Here is an 18,910-nt window from a genome sequence, read left to right on the forward strand (position 1 = left end):
AGAATTTTTATTTATTGGAAAATTCTTAATATTTTTCCAAGCATTTAAAGGAGGTAAGAGATGATGAAAAAGTTTATCGCTTTTCAAATCATGATCGCTTTGGTGATAGGAGCTCTTATCGGCCATTTCTTCCCTGACTTCGGAATGGCCCTCAGGCCAATTGGAGATGGATTCATCAGGCTGATTAAAATGATCGTTGTTCCAATCGTGTTCTCTACCATTGTTATTGGTGCAGCCGGCAGCGGCGGCATGAAGAAAATGGGCAGCCTTGGATTAAAAACGATCATTTGGTTTGAGGTCATCACAACCATTGTTCTTGGGATCGGGCTATTATTGGCAAATGGGCTAAAGCCTGGCGTTGGCCTCGATTTCTCTAAATTAGCTAAGAAAGATATTGGGGAATTAGATGGTTATACGGAGAAGGTCGTTGACTTTAAACAAATGGTATTAGATATCATTCCAACCAATATCGTCGATGTTATGGCTCAGAATGATTTACTTGCTGTCATTTTCTTCGCCATCTTATTTGGTGTAGCGGCAAGCGGCATCGGTAAAGCTTCTGCTCCTGTTCTCACCTTCTTTGAATCAGTGGCACAAATTATGTTTAAGCTCACACAGATGGTGATGGTGACAGCACCTATTGGGGTTCTTGCATTAATGGCTGCTTCTGTCGGCCAATATGGCATTGTTTTATTAATCCCAATGATGAAGCTTGTCGGAACAGTATTTTTAGGATTATTCATTATTCTCTTTGCTTTATTCCCTCTGGTCGCACTGATCTTCCGTTTTAACTACTTCGAAGTATTAAAAATGATTTGGGATTTGTTCCTTGTTGCCTTCTCTACTACGAGTACTGAAACTGTCCTTCCTCAATTGATGGAACGAATGGAGAAATACGGGTGTCCAAAAAGAATCGTTTCCTTTGTGATTCCATCTGGTCTTTCTCTCAATTGTGACGGATCAAGTTTATATTTATCGGTTGCCTGCGTATTCCTTGCACAAGCGTTTGGTGTCGACATGAGTCTGTCACAGCAGCTTTTAATGATGCTTGTTCTTGTGTTAACGAGTAAAGGTATTGCAGCTGTGCCATCCGGTTCACTCGTTGTTCTTTTGGCAACCGCTCATGCTGTCGGTCTTCCCGCAGAAGGCGTTGCCATCATAGCCGGTGTTGACCGAATTATGGATATGGCACGAACAGGCGTGAATGTTCCAGGGCATGCCGTTGCATGTATTGTCGTATCTAAATGGGAAAAAGTATTCCGTGAGTCGGCGTGGGAAGTTCCAAAAGCAGGTGAAGAAACAAAAGGGATGTAATGTGATATGAAGGAAAGGGTTCGCCCTTTCCTTTTTTATGCTAAAAATGTTTGCTTTAGTACGGCTTTTCCTTGAGGATGCAGCTGTACTTCTGCATATGCCCCATTAATCAGCGTCATTTGCGGCGGGACATGCCCACAATCTATGTCGTAAAAAATGGGGATTTGTAATTCCTTTTGTAATTCCTCATATACATCCTGATACTGATACCCTTCAACAGGCACATTTACTGCACTACGCCCAAACATGATACCTGAACAGTGATCAAACCAACCTGCTAGTTTTAATTGAACAAGCGATCTCTTCACGCTTGCAGCATTTAATTCGCAGTTTTCGAAATACCAGAGAATCGGTTCATCTTTTATGAATGTTTTCTGAAAAGCTTTGACGTCCCCATAAGGTGTCCCTGCTAAGTGACGTATAATATCAATGCAGCCACCCAGCAGTCTGCCCTTTACCATCTTTTCTTGTTGATCAACCGTATGCCAAGCGGTAGGTTCTGTTAAATGAAAGACATGTTTACTCGGGTTGTCATGCTGCCATTCCTTTTGATACATAGATGAAGAAAACTGGGTTATCTCCGTCTCCCCTTTTGCGGAAAGTGTTCGCTCCCACATGGCAGTCGTTTGATCAAGCTCTTCTCCTCTTAGATCGACTAAGTTCGGTCCATGCGCTGTGGCAATGCCTGTTTTTAATGTGAGCGCCAGCAGGAGTGCACTCGTATCTGAGTAACCTAGAATCCACTTTTTTTGAATGGATGAGAAATCAAGGTGCTCTAACACTTCCATAAGCAGCTGTCCTCCCCATGGTGGGATGATGTGGTCAATCTCCTCACATGTCATCATGTACTGAAGTTCGTTTGCTCGTTCTATCGCAGGGGCAGATTTTGCCTTTTCCTGCTGCCAGACCGTCTCTCCACATATGACATCGTATCCTCTATGTTTCATTCGTTCACATGAAAGCTGAAACATGTCATGCAAAGATGGCTGTACACCTGAGGAAGGTGCTGTAACGCCAATTGTTTGTCCTTTTTGCAAATGCGGAAATTGTATCATTCTGCTTCCCCCCAACCTCTACTCTCTCCCCTGTCCATTTTAAAGAAAATGCCCCTTTTATAAGGGACATCTCTTCTTATTCCTTTTGACGCAGTACAGTATAGACTCCTGCAAAGATACATAGAATCCCAATGAATGAGCGTATCCCCATCTCTTCACCTAAAAGCAGCCAGCCGAGAGCTGCCCCTACGATCGGTTGAAAGAAAAAGAACAGACCGCCGCTCGAGGCATCCATCAATTGAAGCCCTCTATTCCACAAAAAGAATGCTAAAGCTGTTGAGATGATGCCTAGATAGAGAATGCCGCCCCAAATCTCTGGCCTTGCCATCTGCTCCACATCTAGATGAGGTAAGCGAAATAAAACAGCTGGTGTTAAGACAATGAATGCAATGATGATCGCATATGTGGTCGTCACGACTTGAGGGTATTTTCCTGGAACTCGTTTCAGCAAAACAGACATCAGTGCCCAAGTTAAAGCAGCGAAAACTAATGAAAGACCGCCAACAAATTCATCTGAGTGCACTGCGACTGGTCCAATCATGAGCCATACACCTGCTGTCGCAAGCAGGATGGATGCGCACTTTCGAACAGTCATGGCTTCTTTTAATAGAAAGAACGCAAACAGCACCATAAAAGCAGGGGTCGCAGATGTAATCACAGCCCCCATTTGTGCCGACGTATACATGGTGCCAATTTCTTGGGTCACAATTGATAGGAAATTTCCGATCAATCCGATCATGACAACAAGCGGGATATCTTTTTTATCTAATCGAAAGGAATAGCCCAACCGCCAAATGGTGCATACCAGCACGATTCCTGCTACAGCATATCTCATCCATACAAGCTCAAGCGGCGGAACCACCGTTACTGTTACTTTGACAACAACGTACATGCCGCCCCAAATACTTGCAGCGATTGCTAGGTAAAGGGCGCCTATATATTTTTCCTTCATCTTTTCCCCTCCGTTACTGGATATATTGATCGCCATATCCACAAACGGAGATCACTCTCCGTTATGGACGGAGGGTGTTTGGTACATCATGTTCAAATAAAGGCTTCCATAGCATTGTCGTCACCTCATTTATTTTTATTTTCAGACTACTTTATAACAAATTCTGGTTGACTTCAATCCTTTTTTGTCACCATTTTTCTTCATATAATAGAAGATAAACGGGTATTGACATGCTGAATTCGTTTTCATATAGTAAGTAAAACTATAGGTGGCCACGGAGAAAAGGAGTAGAGGACGTTGGATATTGAAGCGAGGAAACACATTCCCAGCACGGAACATGAACCGTTTCTCGAGGGAATAAAAGATTGTGTGCCAACCCTGCTCGGTTATATGAGTATTGGGTTTGCCTTCGGAATTGTTGGAATTAGCGCACAGTTAAGTATATGGGATATTGCGCTTTTATCAATTTTTATTTACGCAGGTGCTTCACAGTTTATTATCTGTGCACTGCTTGTGACAGGGAGTCCCCTTTCCGCTATTATTTTCACCACATTTATTGTCAATCTGCGGCATTTATTGCTCAGCCTGACGCTTGCTCCTCATTTCACACGCTACTCTGTGAAACAAAATATAGGATTCGGTCTATTGCTGACTGATGAATCCTTCGGTGTAGCGATAAATAAATTAGCGCAGAAAGGAAAGCTGAATAACAGGTGGATGCACGGACTGAACTTAACGGCGTATTTATGCTGGATTGCGGCCTGCATACTTGGCGGCATTTTTGGACATTGGATTTCAAATCCTGAAGCGCTTGGTCTTGATTTTGCTTTATCAGCGATGTTTGCTGCACTGTTAGTCCTTTCGTTACAGACAGTACCCAAAAATAAGTTAACTCATCGCCTGTCGCTTGTGTTGTATATGGTCATTGCTATGTTTGTTCTGCTTCATTTTGTTCCATCACATGTGGCTGTTCTCATAGCAACTGTACTTGTCGCAACTATTGGGGTGGTGACAGATAAATGATTAGCAGCTTTATGTTATGGCTCATTGTTGGTTGTATGATCGTCACCGTCATTCCGAGAGTCGTACCCTTTATATTTGTAAGGAGTATTCAGCTGCCTGAAGTGGTGCTGAAATGGTTATCGTTTATTCCTATTTGTATCTTTACAGCCTTGATTGCAGAGCATCTCTTCATCCATACATCAACAGGCACAGGCGTCACCATTCACTGGATGTATCTTGCTGTCTTGATTCCTACTGTACTCATTGCTGTTTGGACAAAAAGCTTGTCACTTACTGTTCTTGCCGGCGTCATGCTGATGGGCACTGCTAGATGGTTTTTCTAAAAGAAAAAGCTTAACCACATGTGGTTAAGCTTTGTTTCATTTGACGATTCCGTATACAAATCCATCATAACCTTTTTCCCCAACAGTTTGAATCGCTGTTGCCTCTATTCTCGGCTCTTGTTTGAGTAAATCGAAAAATTCACGAGTTCCTTGTACTCGTTCATCCTCATCAGAGTCATGAAGGACTGCACCATTTCTGACGACATTGTCTGCAATAATGACTGTTCCCTTTTTCGAGAAATGTAACGCCCACTTCAGATATTTCGGATTGTTCGGTTTATCTGCATCAATGAAAATGAAATCGAATGGAAGCGCAGCCTTCTCTTTTAACTGAGATAACGTATCTAATGCCTTTCCTTCCAAAATGCTCACCCGTTCTGATAAGCCCGCTCTGCTGATGTTTTGCTGTGCGATCTGTACATGATGGCTGACAGCCTCTAATGTGATGAGTTCCCCATCTTCTTCAAGAGCACGGGCCAGCCAAATAGTACTGTATCCACCGAGTGTCCCGATTTCTAAAATGCGCTTTGCATTCTTCGTTTTTGCTAATAAATAAAGCATTTTCCCTTGGGCTGGTGACACATCAATTTCTGGCAGACCCGCTTGCTTATTATGAGTAAGGGTTTGCTCCAATACATCATCTTTAGGAATCAACTTGTCTGTGATATACTCGTCAACTTTTCCCCACACGTGCTCCATTTCATCCATCTCCCTTGATCATGTCTTCTCTCTCAAGTCTACATGATGATCGTGAGAACGTATAATCAATTCTTTTCACACATCTATTCATTTTTTTGATGAAAGACATGTGATGAGGAATACATGAAGCAACGCACTTGTTTCGGTTCTACTCGTTCAGCTTATTTTTGACATCCCCTTTTTTATCTTGAAGCTTTCCTTTTGCTTGATCCTTTTTCCCTTCTGCTTTCAAGTTTTGATGATCGGTTGCTTCACCAAGCTTTTCTTTGACTTGACCTTTGACTTGATTTGTTTTTCCTTTCGCTTTATCCATATGTCCTTTTTCTTTACTCATTTGTTCCACCTCCACGTTTGATACTATTCATTTAGCCTTTTTGAAAGATACAAAACATCTGAGTGTGCGATGTACACGTTTCAGGTATGATAGACATTAGAAGAAGGGTTGGTGTTCTATTTCATGATCGTCTCTGAAAAAATATTCACAGTTCGTGGGTTGACCTATCATATTCGGTCCGCTTCAGCGGCCGATGCCAAACAGTTATCAGCTCTCAGACTGAAAATCGATGGTGAAACAGAGTATTTAGACCGTGAATCGGGCGAAGCCTTTCTTGATGAAAAAGCATTTGAGGCTTTGATTCAAGAGGATAGCAAGCAAAGCCGGCATTTATTTTTGGTCGCTGCTATTGAAAGAAAAATTGTCGGTTTTTCAAGATGCGAGGGCCATTCACTCAAGCGCTCTGCTCACAAAGTGACATTTGGCGTCGCCATCCAGAAAGATGCTTGGGGCTATCACATCGGGAAAGAGCTTTTAGCCGCTTCAATCGACTGGGCAGATCAGCAGGGTATACAGAAGATGTCACTTCAAGTGCTGGAAACGAACAAAAAAGCTATTCGGTTATATGAGAACCACGGCTTTTTGATTGAAGGCGTATTAAAAAACGATAAACGGCTGAGTGACGGATTATATTATGATACTGTTGTGATGGGCAGACAGCTGCCAAGCTCCTGACTACTTACATCACATAGCCCCATATCATCGAAATCGCACTGTATATCAGAAGCAGCCCCATCACATACTGGAACGGTTTTTCGTAAGCAGTCAAAAAACGCTTATACAAAGAGCCAAATAAGCTCCAGCTGAATGTACCAAGAAAGCCAATGAGTGCGAGAATCAGCGTCCATATGACATACTGCATATTAGATTGTCCATATGGCAAAACAAATGTTGAAATCACAGTCAATCCATACAAAATCGCTTTTGGGTTGATAAATTGCAGCATCATACCAGGGATAAAATGATTGTAGCGATCAAGTGTTTCGTCATCCCCGCCTTTACTTTTCATGATTTTGACCGCTAAATAAATCATGTATGCAGCTCCGATGAACGCCATGACCCATCCTATTTTCGGCATCACTTGATAAAGGATGAGATTAAAGAAGCAGCTCAAACACAAAATGACGAGAAATCCGATACCTACACCTAAACAAAATCGAAATGTTTGCTTGACCCCATATTTATTCGTAAAGACCATGGCCATGATGTTGTTGGGCCCTGGGTTAAAGCTGCTAACAAAAGCATAAATCAACATGGATACAATCAAAATGCCGCCTCCCTTATACGTTATTTAGACTTTAATTACTTTATTGCGTACATTACGTTTCATTGTAACGTTCGGTCTTTATAAAGTAAATAGAGAAAGGAGCTTTTTTCATGGAAGACGTACAATCGATTATTTCTAAAAATGTGAGGCTTCTGAGAGATCAAAAAAAATTAAGCCTCGAAAAGATGGCAGAATTAACTGGTGTCAGCAAGACGATGATTGGACAAATTGAAAGAGGAGAATCGACCCCTACCATCACGACTTTGTGGAAAATCGCCAACGGATTAAAGGTATCTTTTAGTGAGCTCATTCACGCACCACAGCCTGAAATCAAGGTAGTACGCAAGGAAGATGCACAGGTTTTAACTGAAGATGATGGAAAATATCGTGTATACACGACTTTCCCTTTTGACGACCGGGGGAAATTTGAAATGTACCGAGTGGAAATTGATCGAGGCGGGTCGCTTCGTGCGAGTGAACACATTGGGGGAACAGAGGAATTGATCACTGTTTTTGAGGGAGTCCTTGATTTATCCATTGGTGATGAACAATACACCTTAAAAGCCGGAGACTCTATTCGTTTTAAAGCGGACCGGACGCACACGTATAAACAAACCGGAGAACAAATGGTACGGATGCAAATGATTCTTTATTATCCTCATGAAAAAAGCTGACAGGCTTGTCCACCTGTCAGCTTTGCGTTTTATTTAATTAAATCCCGGATCGCGTACCACTGTTCCAGTAAATGTGACTCTATATTTTCCTAATCCTAATTCTTCAATAGAGGTTTGTTTTAAAACCCCTACCCAGCCATCCTCTGCATATACAATACTTTCTGGGATGTTTGATGTCGTATATGTTCTTGTTACTGAAACAGTTCGACTGGCCTGAGCCGTTATTTCACTGTTTGTTTGCTCCTTTGCTTCCACTGGGGCAGTTGTGACTCCAGCACCCGTTAAGACAATTGCTCCAACCAAAACAGAAGACATGACCTTTTTCATAAAAAAATCCCTCCCTTTTTTGTTGAACATATAAACTATACCATAATTTAGAACTTTTGTAAGTTTATTTTTTCATTTTTTTGAAAATTATGATATCATTGTCTTATGCTGGATAGAGTGCGTTACATACTTCTATGCTTTTATCCTCATCTCAATCTAGTGAAACAATTGTGAACGGAGGTGATTTCATGAAAAAATGGCTCATCTGTTTTCAACTTGTTTTCCTCTTCACCTTGACGACCACACCACTTGCTTCTGCTGCTTCATGCCCTACAGTGAAACCATGTGTTATTGATCCTTAAGCATAAGAAAAGGCCGATCAAGCCTATTCTCTTGATCGGCCTTTTTATTTATTTTTGCTCTGCTTCCCAGCGGGCAACCTCTTCTCTTACTTTAGGAGCCACTTCTTTTCCAAATAGCTCAATGGCTTTCAGCACTTGATCATGCGGCATTGAACCAACCGGTACATGAAGCATAAAACGTGTGATGCCTACATTTTTTCTAAGGTGAATGACTTTCTCTGCCACTGTATCTGGATCTCCTACATACAGCGCGCCTTCTAAAGTTCTCGCTGCATCAAACGTAGAACGAGTATAAGGTCCCCAGCCGCGCTCTCTCGCTAATGTGTTCATCACATGCTGTGTAGATGGGAAGAATTGATCTGCTGCCAGGTCTGTTTCTGCCGCAACAAATCCATGAGAATGTGATGCTACAGTTAATTTCTCAGGGTCATGTCCAGCGTGCACTGCCGCTTGCTTGTACAGCTGAACGAGCGGTGCGAACTGTCTAGGACTTCCGCCAATAATGGCAAGTACAAGCGGTAACCCTAGTAATCCAGCACGTACGACAGATTCACGGTTTCCTCCACTGCCGATCCAGATTGGAAGCGGATCTTGAACAGGTCTTGGGTACACCCCAACATCCTGAATGGATGGGCGATGCTTTCCGCTCCATGTTACACGCTCTGACTGCTGTAATTTCAACAGCAAATCAAGCTTTTCTTCAAATAATTCTTCATAGTCATCAAGGTCATAGCCAAAGAGCGGGAATGATTCAATAAATGAACCACGGCCTGCCATAATTTCTGCACGTCCGTTTGATAGTCCATCTAAGGTTGCAAAATCCTGAAATACACGAACAGGATCTGCTGATGAAAGGACTGTCACTGCACTAGTTAGACGAATATTTTTTGTTTGTGTGGCTGCAGCCGCTAAGACGACAGCTGGATTCGATGCGGCGAAATCCTCACGGTGATGCTCACCTACGCCAAATACATCGAGACCGACTTGATCTGCTAAAATAATTTCCTCTACTACTTCTCGAATACGCTGTGCGTGACTGACTGTTTTTCCTGTTTGAAAATCGGGTGTTGTTTCAACAAATGTACTAATTCCTAGTTCCATGATGGGAACCCCCTGTCTTATAAATATGTCACAAATTCAGAAACTGGCTTTCTGTAGCCTCTCGCTTGTCTGCTCTCTACTTTTTCTTTTCCAAGTGTAATCATTAACACAGGAACCAAATCTGATTGAATGTTTAATACCTTTTTCATTGCTTCGGGATCAAAACCGATCATCGGGCAAGTATCCCAGCCTTTATTTTTAGCGGCAAGCATAAACAGCATGGCAGATAAGGAAGCATTGCGGATCGCCTCTTCCTTCTGGAAATCGGCTCCTCTCTGCACATAAAAGCTCATGGTCTCTCTGACCATTTCTTCATATTGCTGCGCATTGATAATGCCTAGCATTTTTAGGCCTTCATATATGTTCCCTGCGTGCTCATAAGCTTTTGGGTCTCCGAGTACGATGATCGCAGCTGAAGCAGAGTGCACTTTATATTGTCCAAATGCCGCTTCTCTTACTTGTTCTTTCAGCTCTTCTGTTTGGACGACAACATATTGTGTATGCTGTAAGTTAAAAGCAGATGGTGCCAGCTTGACCTCTTCAAATATGCTGTTAAGCTCTTCTCTCGAAATCGAGATATTTGGCAAAAAATTAGATGCGGATCGTCTTTCACGTACCAACGTATCAAAGCTGAGTGTCATCTTGTTTCCCCTTTTCGCGAAGTTGTTTTGCACCTAAACCGATTTTTTTCAGTAATTCAATGAGCTGCTCTTTTTCTTCTTTTTCAATAAAGGCTAGATTTTGCGAAATGACCTCTGTGTGTTTAGGGAAAATGTCGTCAAACAATTGCTTCCCTTTTTCCGTCAGCCGTACATGAAATACCCGCTTATCTGTAGGCGCACATTGCCTTTTCACCAGTTCTTGTTTTTCTAGTTTGTTCACGACATATGTTATGCTTCCACTTGGGATTGACAGGATGTCGCTAATTTTTTGAACAGGCTGAGGCCCTTTACTGTAGAGCAATTCAAGGATCTGAAAGTTTTCAAATCCGATATCATAACGTTCAATGTCTTTTTGGATATTTGTAAAAAGGGCTTGATAGGCTTTCATCCACACGCGGAATAGCCTTAAATCTAATTCATGATCATGCTGCACCATGGCAACTACTCCTTTTTCAAGAAATCCTAAAACTAGGATAAATTTATCCTAACACTAGGATATTTTCTTGTCAACGAGTTTATTTCATAAAAAAAAGACCACCTTGGTTCAGTGATCCTCTTCTTTTAAGATAAAATGCATTTCAGCAATTTGTTTATATTGATGTACTTCCTGTAATGAGAACCTAGATTCCAGATCCGCCGGCGAAAAGAGAGGAATTCCTCTTCCAATCATGACAGGTACGATTTGAAGAAAAAGCTCATCAACCAATCTTTCTTTTATGAAAGATTGAAGCAGTCCCCCGCCGCCGACAATCCAAATATTCCGGCCTGTTTCATTCTTTAATTTTTTCACAAATGATAAGACATCTTCGCGAATGATATGGGTTCCTTCCAGACTGTCTTGTAACGTACGTGACATGATATAACATGTCTTTCCTTCATAAGGAAACTCATCTGGTGACAGCTGAAGCACTTGTTCATATGTATTGCGCCCCATGATCAGCGTATCGACTGACGCATAAAAGGTGTCGTAGCTCGTTTCTTCTTCGCCCTCTGTCCCTATCAGCCAATCGAGCCGGTGATCCTCTCTCGCTAAATATCCATCGATACTCATCGCCCCATAAAAAAGCAGCTTCCTTTTCTCACTCACTCCCACCACTCCCTTACTTCAAATAAGAACATATATTCTATTTTATCAAAAAGGAAAGACAAAGGCTACATAACTTTTTACGATTCCTGTTCCACCTTGAGAAGAAGTTCGTATAATTTATGCGCGAGCTTGCCGGCATCAATGGTCATTTCTTCGTGAATCCATTCCTCGAGTACACCCACGACACCAGACACGACAAAAGAGGCCTCTATTTGCTCATTCTCTGTAATCGGCCGCTGATCAAGCTGCCACTCTTTCATGATTTTTTCTTTGAAAAATGCTTTGAATTGGTTTGTCGTTGGACCATTTGGTTTTACAAATAACGTCAACATATATTGATTCTCTTTCAAATACTCCGTCGTTTTGTTTAAAAAGGAAAGCATATCAAGAGGGTCCTGACTTGGAAAGGTTTCATCATATAACCCCCCGAGCTGATCGAATAGTTCTTTCTCAAGCTGTTCATATAAATCAAACACATCTTGATAGTGCAAATAAAAGGTTCCCCTGCCTAAATCCGCTTTCCTTGATAGCTCTGATACCGTAATCTGCTGCACTTCCTTTTCCTTTAACAGCTCAAGGAAGCTTTCACGAATGGCTCTTTTTGTTTTGATTGTTCGTCTGTCCTTCATGACATCCCCTCCATTGCTGAACAATCAGGCGCCAAATGTCTATTTATGAACAGGATCTCATCCATTGCCGATGTTCGATTGGTTTACTTCTTATTATAATCAACACATGTTCAATAATCTATATGTGTTCAGTAAAGGAGGACCATTATATGTTTCATTTTAGACTTGCTAGAGAGGATGAACTACCTCAAGTGGCAGAGTTGTTAGATGATTCGTTTCAGGACTATTCATTTTTTGACCTATTATGTGAAAAGGTCTCAAACCGTTCTGCTTTCGCTCGTCAGCTGCATTTGGTCAATACAAAGGTGTATTTTCAGCATCAAATCTGTTTGGTCGGGGTTGAAAACGAGAACATTGTGTCTGCTGCCCTTTTAAAGCATCCGCGTCTTCCTGAACCAGGCTTCATGGATTATGTGTTATCAGGTGGGTTAAAGCTGCTCTTCATTGGCGGTATATCGGCGGTTCAGCATGTGTTCCGTGTGTTAAAGGAGGCGAAAAAAGCATGTTCTTCCTTAAAGCAGCCTTACTGGTATTTAGAAGCACTTGTCGTGGCAAAAGACCAGCAAGGAAAAAAACTCGGAAGCCGCATGTTAAAGCAATGCCTTTTTCCCTTTATCGCCCGGCAAGGCGGCGGACTGTTTACACTGATGACACACAACGAGGCCAATCGTCAGTTCTACCGAAAAAATGGCTGGATGGAGTTTGATGAAAGGGTACTGCGCGGAAAGGAAATGTCCTTGGAAAGCTGGAGCTATAAAACCGTGATTAAATAAGGTATCCTCTTCAGGTGATGATATAATAGAGTCAGTTCAATCAATGATCATACTTGGAGGAGAGACTGATGATACGACGACTTGATCATATCGTGTTGACTGTACAACATATGGAGGACACCATTCGCTTTTATACAAACGTATTAGGGATGAAGGAAGAAACTTTTGGTGAAGGCCGTAAAGCGCTTCGTTTTGGTTTACAGAAGATCAACCTTCATGAAGCTGGTCATGAATTTGAGCCAAAAGCAGCTCATCCTCTTCCTGGATCTCATGATTTGTGCTTTATCACCGATTTAGACATGGACAGTTTGCTGCTGCACCTCCGGAAGCAAGTGGTCCCCATTGAAGAGGGGCCGGTCAGACGCACAGGTACATTAGGTCCAATTGAATCTGTTTATATCCGTGATCCTGATCTGAATTTAATTGAAATCTCTCGATATATAGAGGAGGGTGATCCGTCATGACTCGTATATTTTTGAGACCGATTGAAGAGCAAGATTATCCTGGTATTCAAAGAGGATGCCAGCATGCAGAAACACTTTATATGACTGGCACACGCAAAACGTTCACACTAGAAGAAATTCGCTCCGCCTATACCCGCTTTTTGCAGGATGACAGCAGACGAGATTTCGCCATTTGTCTGCTGGACACGAAAGAGATGATTGGAGATGCGGCGATTGTGGACATTGATCCAATCAATCATACGGCCAGCTTCCGCATTGCGCTTCACGGGCCGGAGTATTTTCAAAAAGGCTATGGCACTGAAGCTGTTCGGATGGTTCAAGCATTTGCCTTTGACACATTAGAACTCAACCGGCTTGAGCTTGAAGTCTTTTCCCACAATCCAAGGGCTTTTCGAAGCTATGAGAAAGCCGGATTTCAATACGAAGGAAAAAGACGCCAAGCGCTCTATTTCAACGGTACATACTCAGATGTCATCATCATGGGCATCCTTCGTGAAGAATATAAAAACATGATGAATACAGATGCTCCTGCTTAAGAAGGGTCATCTTTTTTAAAAAATTGAATTCCAGTGACGATGATTAAACAAATGATGGAAGCGAGAACGATAGAGATACTCGCTAGACTAAGCACCATGCCTTCCCATCTGCCAATAAAAAAACTAACAATCAATAAAACCAAACCAAATAAAATCAAGCATATTGGGACAATGAACCCCGCATGGCGCTGCCGGCGTCTTTTCCCTGCCCACCATGAGAGACACAAGACAACGATTGTAAAAAAGGCGGTTTGCAGCCAGAACATGTGATATCAACTCCTAACCCATAACAATGGAGGTACTTCAAATGAACATTAGACCCATTGAGCAAAAAGACAACCCGTATATCGCAGCGATTATCCGCCAGTCACTAGAATCAGCGAATCTAGCGATTGAAGGAACAGCCTACACTGATCCCCAACTTGACCAGCTTTTCGAATACTATCAATCATTGACTCATGCAGCCTATTGGATTGCTGAAGAGCAGAGTGAGATTGTGGGCGGTGTAGGGATTGCTCCATTTACAAAGGGAGTATGTGAATTACAAAAGCTTTATTTAAGTCCAAAAGCACAAGGAAAAGGTGCGGGCAAAAAACTGATGGATACGGCGCTGGAATATGCCTCTGCATACTACGAAGCGTGTTATTTAGAAACCCGCCGGGAATTAACAGCAGCTATAGGCCTTTATCAGCGATATGGCTTTTCTCTTCTTTCAGAACCGCTTGAAGGCTCTGAGCATTCTGCAATGGATGCTTGGTATCTCAAAACCTTCTCATCTTGAACCATAAAACAATCGATAGGTTTTGAGCCTCTGAAAGCCTAACTTCTCTGCCAGTTTGATTGAAGCTAGGTGCTGGACATCGCAATCCCAATGCGGTGTCCTCTTTTTTTCAAGACAGGTGCTGATCATATGCTGAGCTGACAGCAGCGCCAAACCTTTTCCGCGATAAGACTCATCTGTCCAAATATCTATCTCCGCACGATCCATACTTGAAAAAATAGAGACGCATTCACTGACCACGTTCTCTCCATTTAAAATGGCAATCCCGATTCCCTTTGATAGAAAACGAGCTGTTTCTCCCCAATAGGCTTCGTAATAGCTAGAAGGGAAAGCACTGCTTGCAGTCATCACCTGCTCATTTGTCCGCTCTACTCTATAGCCTGGATGAGGCTGAGTGGCATGAGAATATGCCTGTGAATAAACGTACGCATGTCTTTCCATTTCATTCAGATGTAACCCAAGACATTTTTTCATCATCGCATCTGTGAATGGATTTGCTGAAAATAAGGTGAATCGGCCGTTTTGTCTTTTCTGCCTTTCGTACACATCCACAATGAAGTCTGAACAGCGCAACAGCTCCGCTTCACTCCTTCCTGCCACATAATAAATGCCGCATGAAGCTTCGAGAAAATAAACAAGCGGATGCGCTTCATCATCTACATAAAGATGTCCTTGTATCATGCCATCCATGACCGCATCTACAAACACTGGATATGCCGGATCAATCTGCCGAATTCCTTTTTTCATTAATGGTGTCATTTGCTGCTTCAATAGATGCACGATTTCTCCTCCTTTCCTTCCATTATAAAGAAAAAGCTGCTGACATAGAGAATTCTTTGCCAAAAAAGGGATTTTGCATCAAAGGCGCCATTTAAAAAAAGAGACCTCATTTAAAAGGTCTCTTATACTCTGGATAATATTATTCTGCTGATGCTTCTTCTGTCACCTTCCCCTTCCATATCAGGGTTAAGCCTAATCCAAGAAATAAGACAACACCTGCGAATAAAAATGGGAAATGAATATTTTGATCGAATAAAATGCCGCCAAGTGCCGGCCCGAAAATCGTACCTAGGCTTGTGTAGGTAGAGTTCATCCCTGCGACAAATCCTTGCTGGTTGCCAGCGATTTTGGATAAGAAGGTCGTTAATGCTGGACGCAATAAATCAAACGCAAGGAAAATGACACATGTGACAATCAGAACAACCAAAAAGCCTGAAACAACGGTTGAAACGAAAGCAAGGACAGCCCCGATAATCAGACATAGCTGAATGACTCTTTTTTCTCCTAGGGCATTTACCAGTTTACCAAACACAAGTACTTGGATGATGACTGCCACAATCGAACTGACGGTAATGATGACGGCAATATCTTTTGGACCAAATCCAAACTTATGATTTGTGAACAAGCTAAAGACTGTTTCATATGCAGATAGTCCAAATGCGAGGACAAACACAATGATAAAGGCGATGAGGTAGCTTGGATGAATTGATTTTTTCAAATCTTTAAAGAAAGTCGATTCTTTCACTTCATTCATTTGCTTCTCTCGCTCTTCTTTTGTTAAAGGCTCCTTCAGCATAAACATAGACGAAATGACGGCAATAAACGCAATCCCTGCCGCAAAGAAGAATGGCAGGCGTACGCCGTATTCTGCTATAAACCCGCCAATTCCCGGGCCGATGATAAAACCGGTACTAATAGCCGCAGAGACATAGCCCATCGCCTTTGATCTTTCTTGAACGGTCGTAATATCTGCGACATATGCAGTGACAGCCGGCATAATAAATGCCGCACTAATACCGCCTAGAAGCCTTGCAAAATACAGAACATACACGTGTGTACCAAGACCAAAAACGAGTTCTGATAACGCGAATAGAAACAGCCCAGACACAATCATAATCTTTCTTCCGTAGCGGTCTACCCATCTCCCTGCAATAGGTGATGCAATGAGCTGGGCAACGGCAAACGCCGCCACAAGGTATCCCATCGTACTCCCTGTTAGATGCATCACATTCATAAATAGCGGCATGACAGGAATAATGAGACCAATGCCTAAAAACGCAATAAATATATTACTTAATAAAATCACGAGTACTGCTTTTTGCTCACGAATCGGTTTTTGCATGATGTTTGTTTCCCCTTTACTGACTCACTTGTTACTCATGATGGTTGATTCCGTGAATAAACAATGAGATCGCCTCTTTTTGTAACTCTTTCTTCTGCTCAATGGTGTCATTTTTATATAACACGTCTAATCCATAAAAAACGGAAAGTAATATTTTTACTTTTGACTCCACATGCTGGATCGACCAGCTGCCATCTTCATTTCCCTCAAGTAAGATATCTCTCATCACATCATCAAAATCGACATCAATCTTGTTCAGCCGCTCCATGACTTCGTCTGATGTAAAAGCACTGGCACAAAATTCCTCACTCGCTCTCATTAATGGGTAGTTAATGCCCATTTGACTGAGCATCTCTGCAAATGCAGCGAGCTTATCGACAGCCCGGTGCTGTGTTTTCTTCTCCTCATGCCATGTTTCCATCATCAAACGGTGATCCTCTTCCATAATATGAAGAAACAAAAACTCTTTTCCTTTGAAATGATGATAGAGATTGCCTTTACTCACCTCAGCAGCCTCTAAAATATCGCGCACGGATGTTTCTGAATATCCTTTTTTCGCAAATAAATCACGAGAAGCGGTGACGATTTTTTGCTTCGTCTTCTCACTCTTTCCAGCCCCGCTTTGTGTACTTGTCATGTGTCACAATCCCTTTCTACCCTGCATTTCTTCATACGGACAAAATAAAACCGACCAGTTGGTTTATTTTTTTATTATAAATGGATTTTCCTCATAATACAATGAAAAAGGCATTGACTTCATAAGGAGTGATTCATGTGAAAACAAACAGAACAGTCATTTGCGCTATCACCAAAAAGGACTTATACGTATTTTTCTTCTGCGACCTTTTCATGGCTACTTTGGCGTACTACGTGTTCAAATTCAAGCCAACGACATTTTATGAATGTGCGGGAATCATGGGAAGTATTCTTTGTCCCTTTTTGATGAAAAAGTGGATATACCGATGATCTCCCTTTCAGTATATCCGTCATTCATTTAACTTTTCTTTATATTTAACTTCACTTAAATATAAAGATTACCTATAATAGAAGAGAGGTGATGTCATTGGATGAGGAAATCATTCATTACGGTAAAAAGATCATTGAATACTCGAATGCACTAGGCTCAATTTATGTAGAAGAGTATCAGCGATTTTTAAAACATGAGTATGCAGATTTATCAGCCAAACAAGAGCTGACACTTGAGCTACTGCGCACAAAAACGAGAACAATCAATGAATTAGCTGATTACTTTTCGATTTCTGCCAGCGCAGCTAGCCAGCTTGTATCAAAGCTTGAGAAGCTCGGCTATGTCAAACGAGAAATTAATCCACATAACCGAAGAGAAATTATTGTTGATTTTGCTCAAAAGGGCCATGACTATCACAAGAATACGGAAGACATTCAACTGCACCTTATACAAAAATATTATGCAAAGCTTCCAAAAGAAGATTTAAAAACATTACTATCTCTATACGAAAAAATCTATCAGATTGCAAAAGAAACGCCTTAATACGGTGTTTCTCTCATCAACATTTAAGTTATCTAAAATATTAAGGGGATGAAAATATGCAAAGCATTCATTTACAAGATGGCCGTCACATCGGTTTGACTCAATACGGTGATCTTGAGGGGTTTCCAGTATTCTTTTTTCATGGGACACCTGGATCAAGAGTGATGTTTTTAGATGATGATCCAATCTCTCAAGAACTCGGCATTCGTCTCATCTGTTTGGATCGACCTGGATTTGGTTTATCTACCCCTCTACCTGACCGTACAATTTTAGACTGGGCAAAAGACGTGCTGGAAGTGGCAGATGATCTTGGTATTCAACATTTTTCAGTGATGGGTGTATCTGGAGGCGGTGCATTCGCAGCTGGTTGTGCCTATCAATTGCCGGATCGCATCCTTTCAGCCGCTCTGATCTCAAGTACAACCCATTTTCAGAACGGGAAACCGCCGAAAAACATGCTGAAAGAAAATAAATTAGCCTTTTTCCTTAGTAAGAAGTTTCCTTGGCTATTGAAAGCAAGCTATCGTTCCCAGAAGAAAATGATTGAGAACAAACCAGAGAAATTTAAGAAGCTGGCCAAAAACGGGAACAAGCATTTACATCCGTGGGATCGGCAATTCCTTCAAACCGATGAGCAGTTAGAGATGATGATGACACATTTATACGAAGCGACTCGTCAATCGGTGGATGAATGTATTCGTGAACCCATTTTACTCTCGAAACCATGGGCATTCGCTATGAAAGATATTCAAATCCCTGTTGATGTCTGGCACGGAAAAGAAGATACAATGGCTCCATTTGTAGAAATAGAAAAAATAGCTCAGGCGATTCCAAACGTCAAAACCCATTATATAGATCAAGCAGGGCACTTTCTTACTGATGTAGACGATATTTGGCGAGATATTTTACTCTCTTTAAAGGAGCGTGCTGAACATCAGGAACATGCATAAAAAAAGACCCAATATACCTCGGGTC

Annotated in this window: 26 protein-coding genes; 11 read left to right on the forward strand and 15 right to left on the reverse strand. The window is 41.8% G+C overall.

Going from position 1 to position 18,910, the window contains the following annotated elements; translation table 11 throughout:
* Positions 1–63: 63 nt before the first annotated feature.
* Entirely contained in the window at positions 64–1,314 is a 1,251-nt protein-coding gene (gene gltP, locus M1D84_RS16035) for a glutamate-aspartate/proton symporter GltP (protein ID WP_024425437.1), read from the forward strand.
* 35 nt (positions 1,315–1,349) lie between these two features.
* Here gltP and M1D84_RS16040 read toward each other — a convergent pair whose 3' ends face one another.
* Together M1D84_RS16040 and M1D84_RS16045 are read right to left on the reverse strand one after the other, a co-directional pair.
* Positions 1,350–2,369 carry a S66 family peptidase gene (locus M1D84_RS16040; protein WP_024425436.1) on the reverse strand — a complete coding sequence of 340 codons (1,020 nt, stop codon included), beginning with the start codon at positions 2,367–2,369 and terminating at the stop codon, positions 1,350–1,352.
* Between the two features lie 76 nt (positions 2,370–2,445).
* The gene (locus M1D84_RS16045) at positions 2,446–3,321 is read right to left on the reverse strand and encodes a DMT family transporter (protein ID WP_332285690.1); all 876 of its coding nucleotides are present in this window, start codon (positions 3,319–3,321) and stop codon (positions 2,446–2,448) included.
* A gap of 297 nt (positions 3,322–3,618) precedes the next feature.
* Between M1D84_RS16045 and M1D84_RS16050 the strand changes: the two genes are divergently transcribed.
* Both M1D84_RS16050 and M1D84_RS16055 read left to right on the forward strand, forming a co-directional pair.
* On the forward strand, positions 3,619–4,344 hold the full coding sequence (locus M1D84_RS16050) for an AzlC family ABC transporter permease (RefSeq protein ID WP_024425434.1): 726 nt from the start codon (positions 3,619–3,621) through the stop codon (positions 4,342–4,344).
* Entirely contained in the window at positions 4,341–4,667 is a 327-nt protein-coding gene (locus tag M1D84_RS16055; protein ID WP_024425433.1) for an AzlD domain-containing protein, read from the forward strand. The genes M1D84_RS16050 and M1D84_RS16055 overlap by 4 nt, the downstream gene beginning before the upstream one ends.
* A gap of 36 nt (positions 4,668–4,703) precedes the next feature.
* On the opposite strand, the gene M1D84_RS16060 is transcribed toward M1D84_RS16055, so the two are convergent.
* Together M1D84_RS16060 and M1D84_RS16065 are read right to left on the reverse strand one after the other, a co-directional pair.
* Positions 4,704–5,366, reverse strand: a complete 663-nt coding sequence (locus M1D84_RS16060) for an O-methyltransferase (RefSeq protein WP_024425432.1) — start codon at positions 5,364–5,366, stop codon at positions 4,704–4,706.
* A 148-nt stretch (positions 5,367–5,514) separates the two neighbouring features.
* Positions 5,515–5,700 carry a CsbD family protein gene (locus M1D84_RS16065; protein ID WP_024427790.1) on the reverse strand — a complete coding sequence of 62 codons (186 nt, stop codon included), beginning with the start codon at positions 5,698–5,700 and terminating at the stop codon, positions 5,515–5,517.
* A 123-nt stretch (positions 5,701–5,823) separates the two neighbouring features.
* Here M1D84_RS16065 and M1D84_RS16070 point away from each other — a divergent pair, with 123 nt between their 5' ends.
* Positions 5,824–6,375 carry an N-acetyltransferase family protein gene (locus M1D84_RS16070; protein WP_458106473.1) on the forward strand — a complete coding sequence of 184 codons (552 nt, stop codon included), beginning with the start codon at positions 5,824–5,826 and terminating at the stop codon, positions 6,373–6,375.
* A gap of 4 nt (positions 6,376–6,379) precedes the next feature.
* Here the strand turns inward: M1D84_RS16070 and M1D84_RS16075 are convergent, their stop codons facing one another.
* Positions 6,380–6,967 carry a LysE family transporter gene (locus M1D84_RS16075; protein WP_458106327.1) on the reverse strand — a complete coding sequence of 196 codons (588 nt, stop codon included), beginning with the start codon at positions 6,965–6,967 and terminating at the stop codon, positions 6,380–6,382.
* Between the two features lie 110 nt (positions 6,968–7,077).
* Here M1D84_RS16075 and M1D84_RS16080 point away from each other — a divergent pair, with 110 nt between their 5' ends.
* Positions 7,078–7,641, forward strand: coding sequence for a helix-turn-helix domain-containing protein (locus M1D84_RS16080; RefSeq protein ID WP_024425428.1), 564 nt, complete (start codon positions 7,078–7,080; stop codon positions 7,639–7,641).
* A 33-nt stretch (positions 7,642–7,674) separates the two neighbouring features.
* On the opposite strand, the gene M1D84_RS16085 is transcribed toward M1D84_RS16080, so the two are convergent.
* From M1D84_RS16085 to M1D84_RS16110, 6 genes are all read right to left on the reverse strand, one after another.
* Positions 7,675–7,968, reverse strand: a complete 294-nt coding sequence (locus M1D84_RS16085) for a hypothetical protein (RefSeq protein ID WP_122631428.1) — start codon at positions 7,966–7,968, stop codon at positions 7,675–7,677.
* Between the two features lie 350 nt (positions 7,969–8,318).
* Entirely contained in the window at positions 8,319–9,371 is a 1,053-nt protein-coding gene (locus M1D84_RS16090; RefSeq protein ID WP_024425426.1) for an LLM class flavin-dependent oxidoreductase, read from the reverse strand.
* A gap of 17 nt (positions 9,372–9,388) precedes the next feature.
* Positions 9,389–10,012, reverse strand: a complete 624-nt coding sequence (locus tag M1D84_RS16095) for a nitroreductase family protein (RefSeq protein WP_024425425.1) — start codon at positions 10,010–10,012, stop codon at positions 9,389–9,391.
* Positions 9,996–10,469 (reverse strand): MarR family winged helix-turn-helix transcriptional regulator, encoded by a 474-nt coding sequence (locus M1D84_RS16100; RefSeq protein WP_024425424.1) that lies wholly within the window; start codon positions 10,467–10,469, stop codon positions 9,996–9,998. Before M1D84_RS16100 ends, M1D84_RS16095 begins: the two co-directional genes overlap by 17 nt.
* Before the next feature lie 108 nt (positions 10,470–10,577).
* Positions 10,578–11,120, reverse strand: coding sequence for a dihydrofolate reductase family protein (locus M1D84_RS16105; protein WP_024425423.1), 543 nt, complete (start codon positions 11,118–11,120; stop codon positions 10,578–10,580).
* Between the two features lie 77 nt (positions 11,121–11,197).
* On the reverse strand, positions 11,198–11,749 hold the full coding sequence (locus tag M1D84_RS16110; RefSeq protein WP_024425422.1) for a TetR/AcrR family transcriptional regulator: 552 nt from the start codon (positions 11,747–11,749) through the stop codon (positions 11,198–11,200).
* Positions 11,750–11,898: 149 nt separating this feature from the next.
* Between M1D84_RS16110 and M1D84_RS16115 the strand changes: the two genes are divergently transcribed.
* The 3 genes from M1D84_RS16115 to M1D84_RS16125 all read left to right on the forward strand — a co-directional run bounded on the left by M1D84_RS16115 (position 11,899) and on the right by M1D84_RS16125 (position 13,522).
* Positions 11,899–12,522 (forward strand): GNAT family N-acetyltransferase, encoded by a 624-nt coding sequence (locus tag M1D84_RS16115; RefSeq protein ID WP_024425421.1) that lies wholly within the window; start codon positions 11,899–11,901, stop codon positions 12,520–12,522.
* Between the two features lie 68 nt (positions 12,523–12,590).
* Complete coding sequence (locus tag M1D84_RS16120; protein ID WP_024425420.1) at positions 12,591–12,986, forward strand: VOC family protein; 396 nt, start codon at positions 12,591–12,593, stop codon at positions 12,984–12,986.
* Complete coding sequence (locus M1D84_RS16125; RefSeq protein WP_024425419.1) at positions 12,983–13,522, forward strand: GNAT family N-acetyltransferase; 540 nt, start codon at positions 12,983–12,985, stop codon at positions 13,520–13,522. The genes M1D84_RS16120 and M1D84_RS16125 overlap by 4 nt, the downstream gene beginning before the upstream one ends.
* Here M1D84_RS16125 and M1D84_RS16130 read toward each other — a convergent pair.
* On the reverse strand, positions 13,519–13,788 hold the full coding sequence (locus M1D84_RS16130) for a YesK-like family protein (protein ID WP_458106328.1): 270 nt from the start codon (positions 13,786–13,788) through the stop codon (positions 13,519–13,521). The genes M1D84_RS16125 and M1D84_RS16130 overlap by 4 nt on opposite strands.
* 41 nt (positions 13,789–13,829) lie before the next feature.
* Between M1D84_RS16130 and M1D84_RS16135 the strand changes: the two genes are divergently transcribed.
* Positions 13,830–14,303: a GNAT family N-acetyltransferase gene (locus M1D84_RS16135; protein ID WP_024425417.1), complete on the forward strand. Its 474-nt coding sequence runs from the start codon at positions 13,830–13,832 to the stop codon at positions 14,301–14,303.
* Here M1D84_RS16135 and M1D84_RS16140 read toward each other — a convergent pair.
* From M1D84_RS16140 to M1D84_RS16150, 3 genes are all read right to left on the reverse strand, one after another.
* Entirely contained in the window at positions 14,295–15,083 is a 789-nt protein-coding gene (locus M1D84_RS16140; protein ID WP_332285694.1) for a GNAT family N-acetyltransferase, read from the reverse strand. The genes M1D84_RS16135 and M1D84_RS16140 overlap by 9 nt on opposite strands.
* 139 nt (positions 15,084–15,222) lie before the next feature.
* Positions 15,223–16,425 carry an MFS transporter gene (locus M1D84_RS16145; RefSeq protein WP_024425416.1) on the reverse strand — a complete coding sequence of 401 codons (1,203 nt, stop codon included), beginning with the start codon at positions 16,423–16,425 and terminating at the stop codon, positions 15,223–15,225.
* Positions 16,426–16,456: 31 nt separating this feature from the next.
* The gene (locus M1D84_RS16150; RefSeq protein ID WP_122631434.1) at positions 16,457–17,062 is read right to left on the reverse strand and encodes a TetR/AcrR family transcriptional regulator; all 606 of its coding nucleotides are present in this window, start codon (positions 17,060–17,062) and stop codon (positions 16,457–16,459) included.
* Positions 17,063–17,482: 420 nt separating this feature from the next.
* Between M1D84_RS16150 and M1D84_RS16155 the strand changes: the two genes are divergently transcribed.
* Together M1D84_RS16155 and M1D84_RS16160 are read left to right on the forward strand one after the other, a co-directional pair.
* Entirely contained in the window at positions 17,483–17,935 is a 453-nt protein-coding gene (locus M1D84_RS16155; protein ID WP_073204011.1) for a MarR family winged helix-turn-helix transcriptional regulator, read from the forward strand.
* A gap of 56 nt (positions 17,936–17,991) precedes the next feature.
* Positions 17,992–18,885 carry an alpha/beta fold hydrolase gene (locus M1D84_RS16160; protein ID WP_073204008.1) on the forward strand — a complete coding sequence of 298 codons (894 nt, stop codon included), beginning with the start codon at positions 17,992–17,994 and terminating at the stop codon, positions 18,883–18,885.
* The last annotated feature ends 25 nt before the right edge of the window (positions 18,886–18,910 follow it).

The sequence above is a fragment of the Bacillus sp. PK5-006 genome (genome assembly GCF_054161415.1).

Coding starts and splice junctions, on each gene's coding strand:
- M1D84_RS16145 (WP_024425416.1), bottom strand. CDS start 16,425: ATGCAAAAACCGATTCGTGAGCAAAAAGCAGTACTCGTGATTTTATTA.
- M1D84_RS16160 (WP_073204008.1), top strand. CDS start 17,992: ATGCAAAGCATTCATTTACAAGATGGCCGTCACATCGGTTTGACTCAA.
- M1D84_RS16055 (WP_024425433.1), top strand. CDS start 4,341: ATGATTAGCAGCTTTATGTTATGGCTCATTGTTGGTTGTATGATCGTC.
- M1D84_RS16060 (WP_024425432.1), bottom strand. CDS start 5,366: ATGGAGCACGTGTGGGGAAAAGTTGACGAGTATATCACAGACAAGTTG.
- M1D84_RS16150 (WP_122631434.1), bottom strand. CDS start 17,062: ATGACAAGTACACAAAGCGGGGCTGGAAAGAGTGAGAAGACGAAGCAA.
- M1D84_RS16090 (WP_024425426.1), bottom strand. CDS start 9,371: ATGGAACTAGGAATTAGTACATTTGTTGAAACAACACCCGATTTTCAA.
- gltP (WP_024425437.1), top strand. CDS start 64: ATGAAAAAGTTTATCGCTTTTCAAATCATGATCGCTTTGGTGATAGGA.
- M1D84_RS16135 (WP_024425417.1), top strand. CDS start 13,830: ATGAACATTAGACCCATTGAGCAAAAAGACAACCCGTATATCGCAGCG.
- M1D84_RS16100 (WP_024425424.1), bottom strand. CDS start 10,469: ATGGTGCAGCATGATCATGAATTAGATTTAAGGCTATTCCGCGTGTGG.
- M1D84_RS16120 (WP_024425420.1), top strand. CDS start 12,591: ATGATACGACGACTTGATCATATCGTGTTGACTGTACAACATATGGAG.
- M1D84_RS16155 (WP_073204011.1), top strand. CDS start 17,483: ATGTCATTGGATGAGGAAATCATTCATTACGGTAAAAAGATCATTGAA.
- M1D84_RS16095 (WP_024425425.1), bottom strand. CDS start 10,012: ATGACACTCAGCTTTGATACGTTGGTACGTGAAAGACGATCCGCATCT.
- M1D84_RS16070 (WP_458106473.1), top strand. CDS start 5,824: ATGATCGTCTCTGAAAAAATATTCACAGTTCGTGGGTTGACCTATCAT.
- M1D84_RS16110 (WP_024425422.1), bottom strand. CDS start 11,749: ATGAAGGACAGACGAACAATCAAAACAAAAAGAGCCATTCGTGAAAGC.
- M1D84_RS16040 (WP_024425436.1), bottom strand. CDS start 2,369: ATGATACAATTTCCGCATTTGCAAAAAGGACAAACAATTGGCGTTACA.
- M1D84_RS16080 (WP_024425428.1), top strand. CDS start 7,078: ATGGAAGACGTACAATCGATTATTTCTAAAAATGTGAGGCTTCTGAGA.
- M1D84_RS16130 (WP_458106328.1), bottom strand. CDS start 13,788: ATGTTCTGGCTGCAAACCGCCTTTTTTACAATCGTTGTCTTGTGTCTC.
- M1D84_RS16065 (WP_024427790.1), bottom strand. CDS start 5,700: ATGAGTAAAGAAAAAGGACATATGGATAAAGCGAAAGGAAAAACAAAT.
- M1D84_RS16125 (WP_024425419.1), top strand. CDS start 12,983: ATGACTCGTATATTTTTGAGACCGATTGAAGAGCAAGATTATCCTGGT.
- M1D84_RS16115 (WP_024425421.1), top strand. CDS start 11,899: ATGTTTCATTTTAGACTTGCTAGAGAGGATGAACTACCTCAAGTGGCA.
- M1D84_RS16045 (WP_332285690.1), bottom strand. CDS start 3,321: ATGAAGGAAAAATATATAGGCGCCCTTTACCTAGCAATCGCTGCAAGT.
- M1D84_RS16085 (WP_122631428.1), bottom strand. CDS start 7,968: ATGAAAAAGGTCATGTCTTCTGTTTTGGTTGGAGCAATTGTCTTAACG.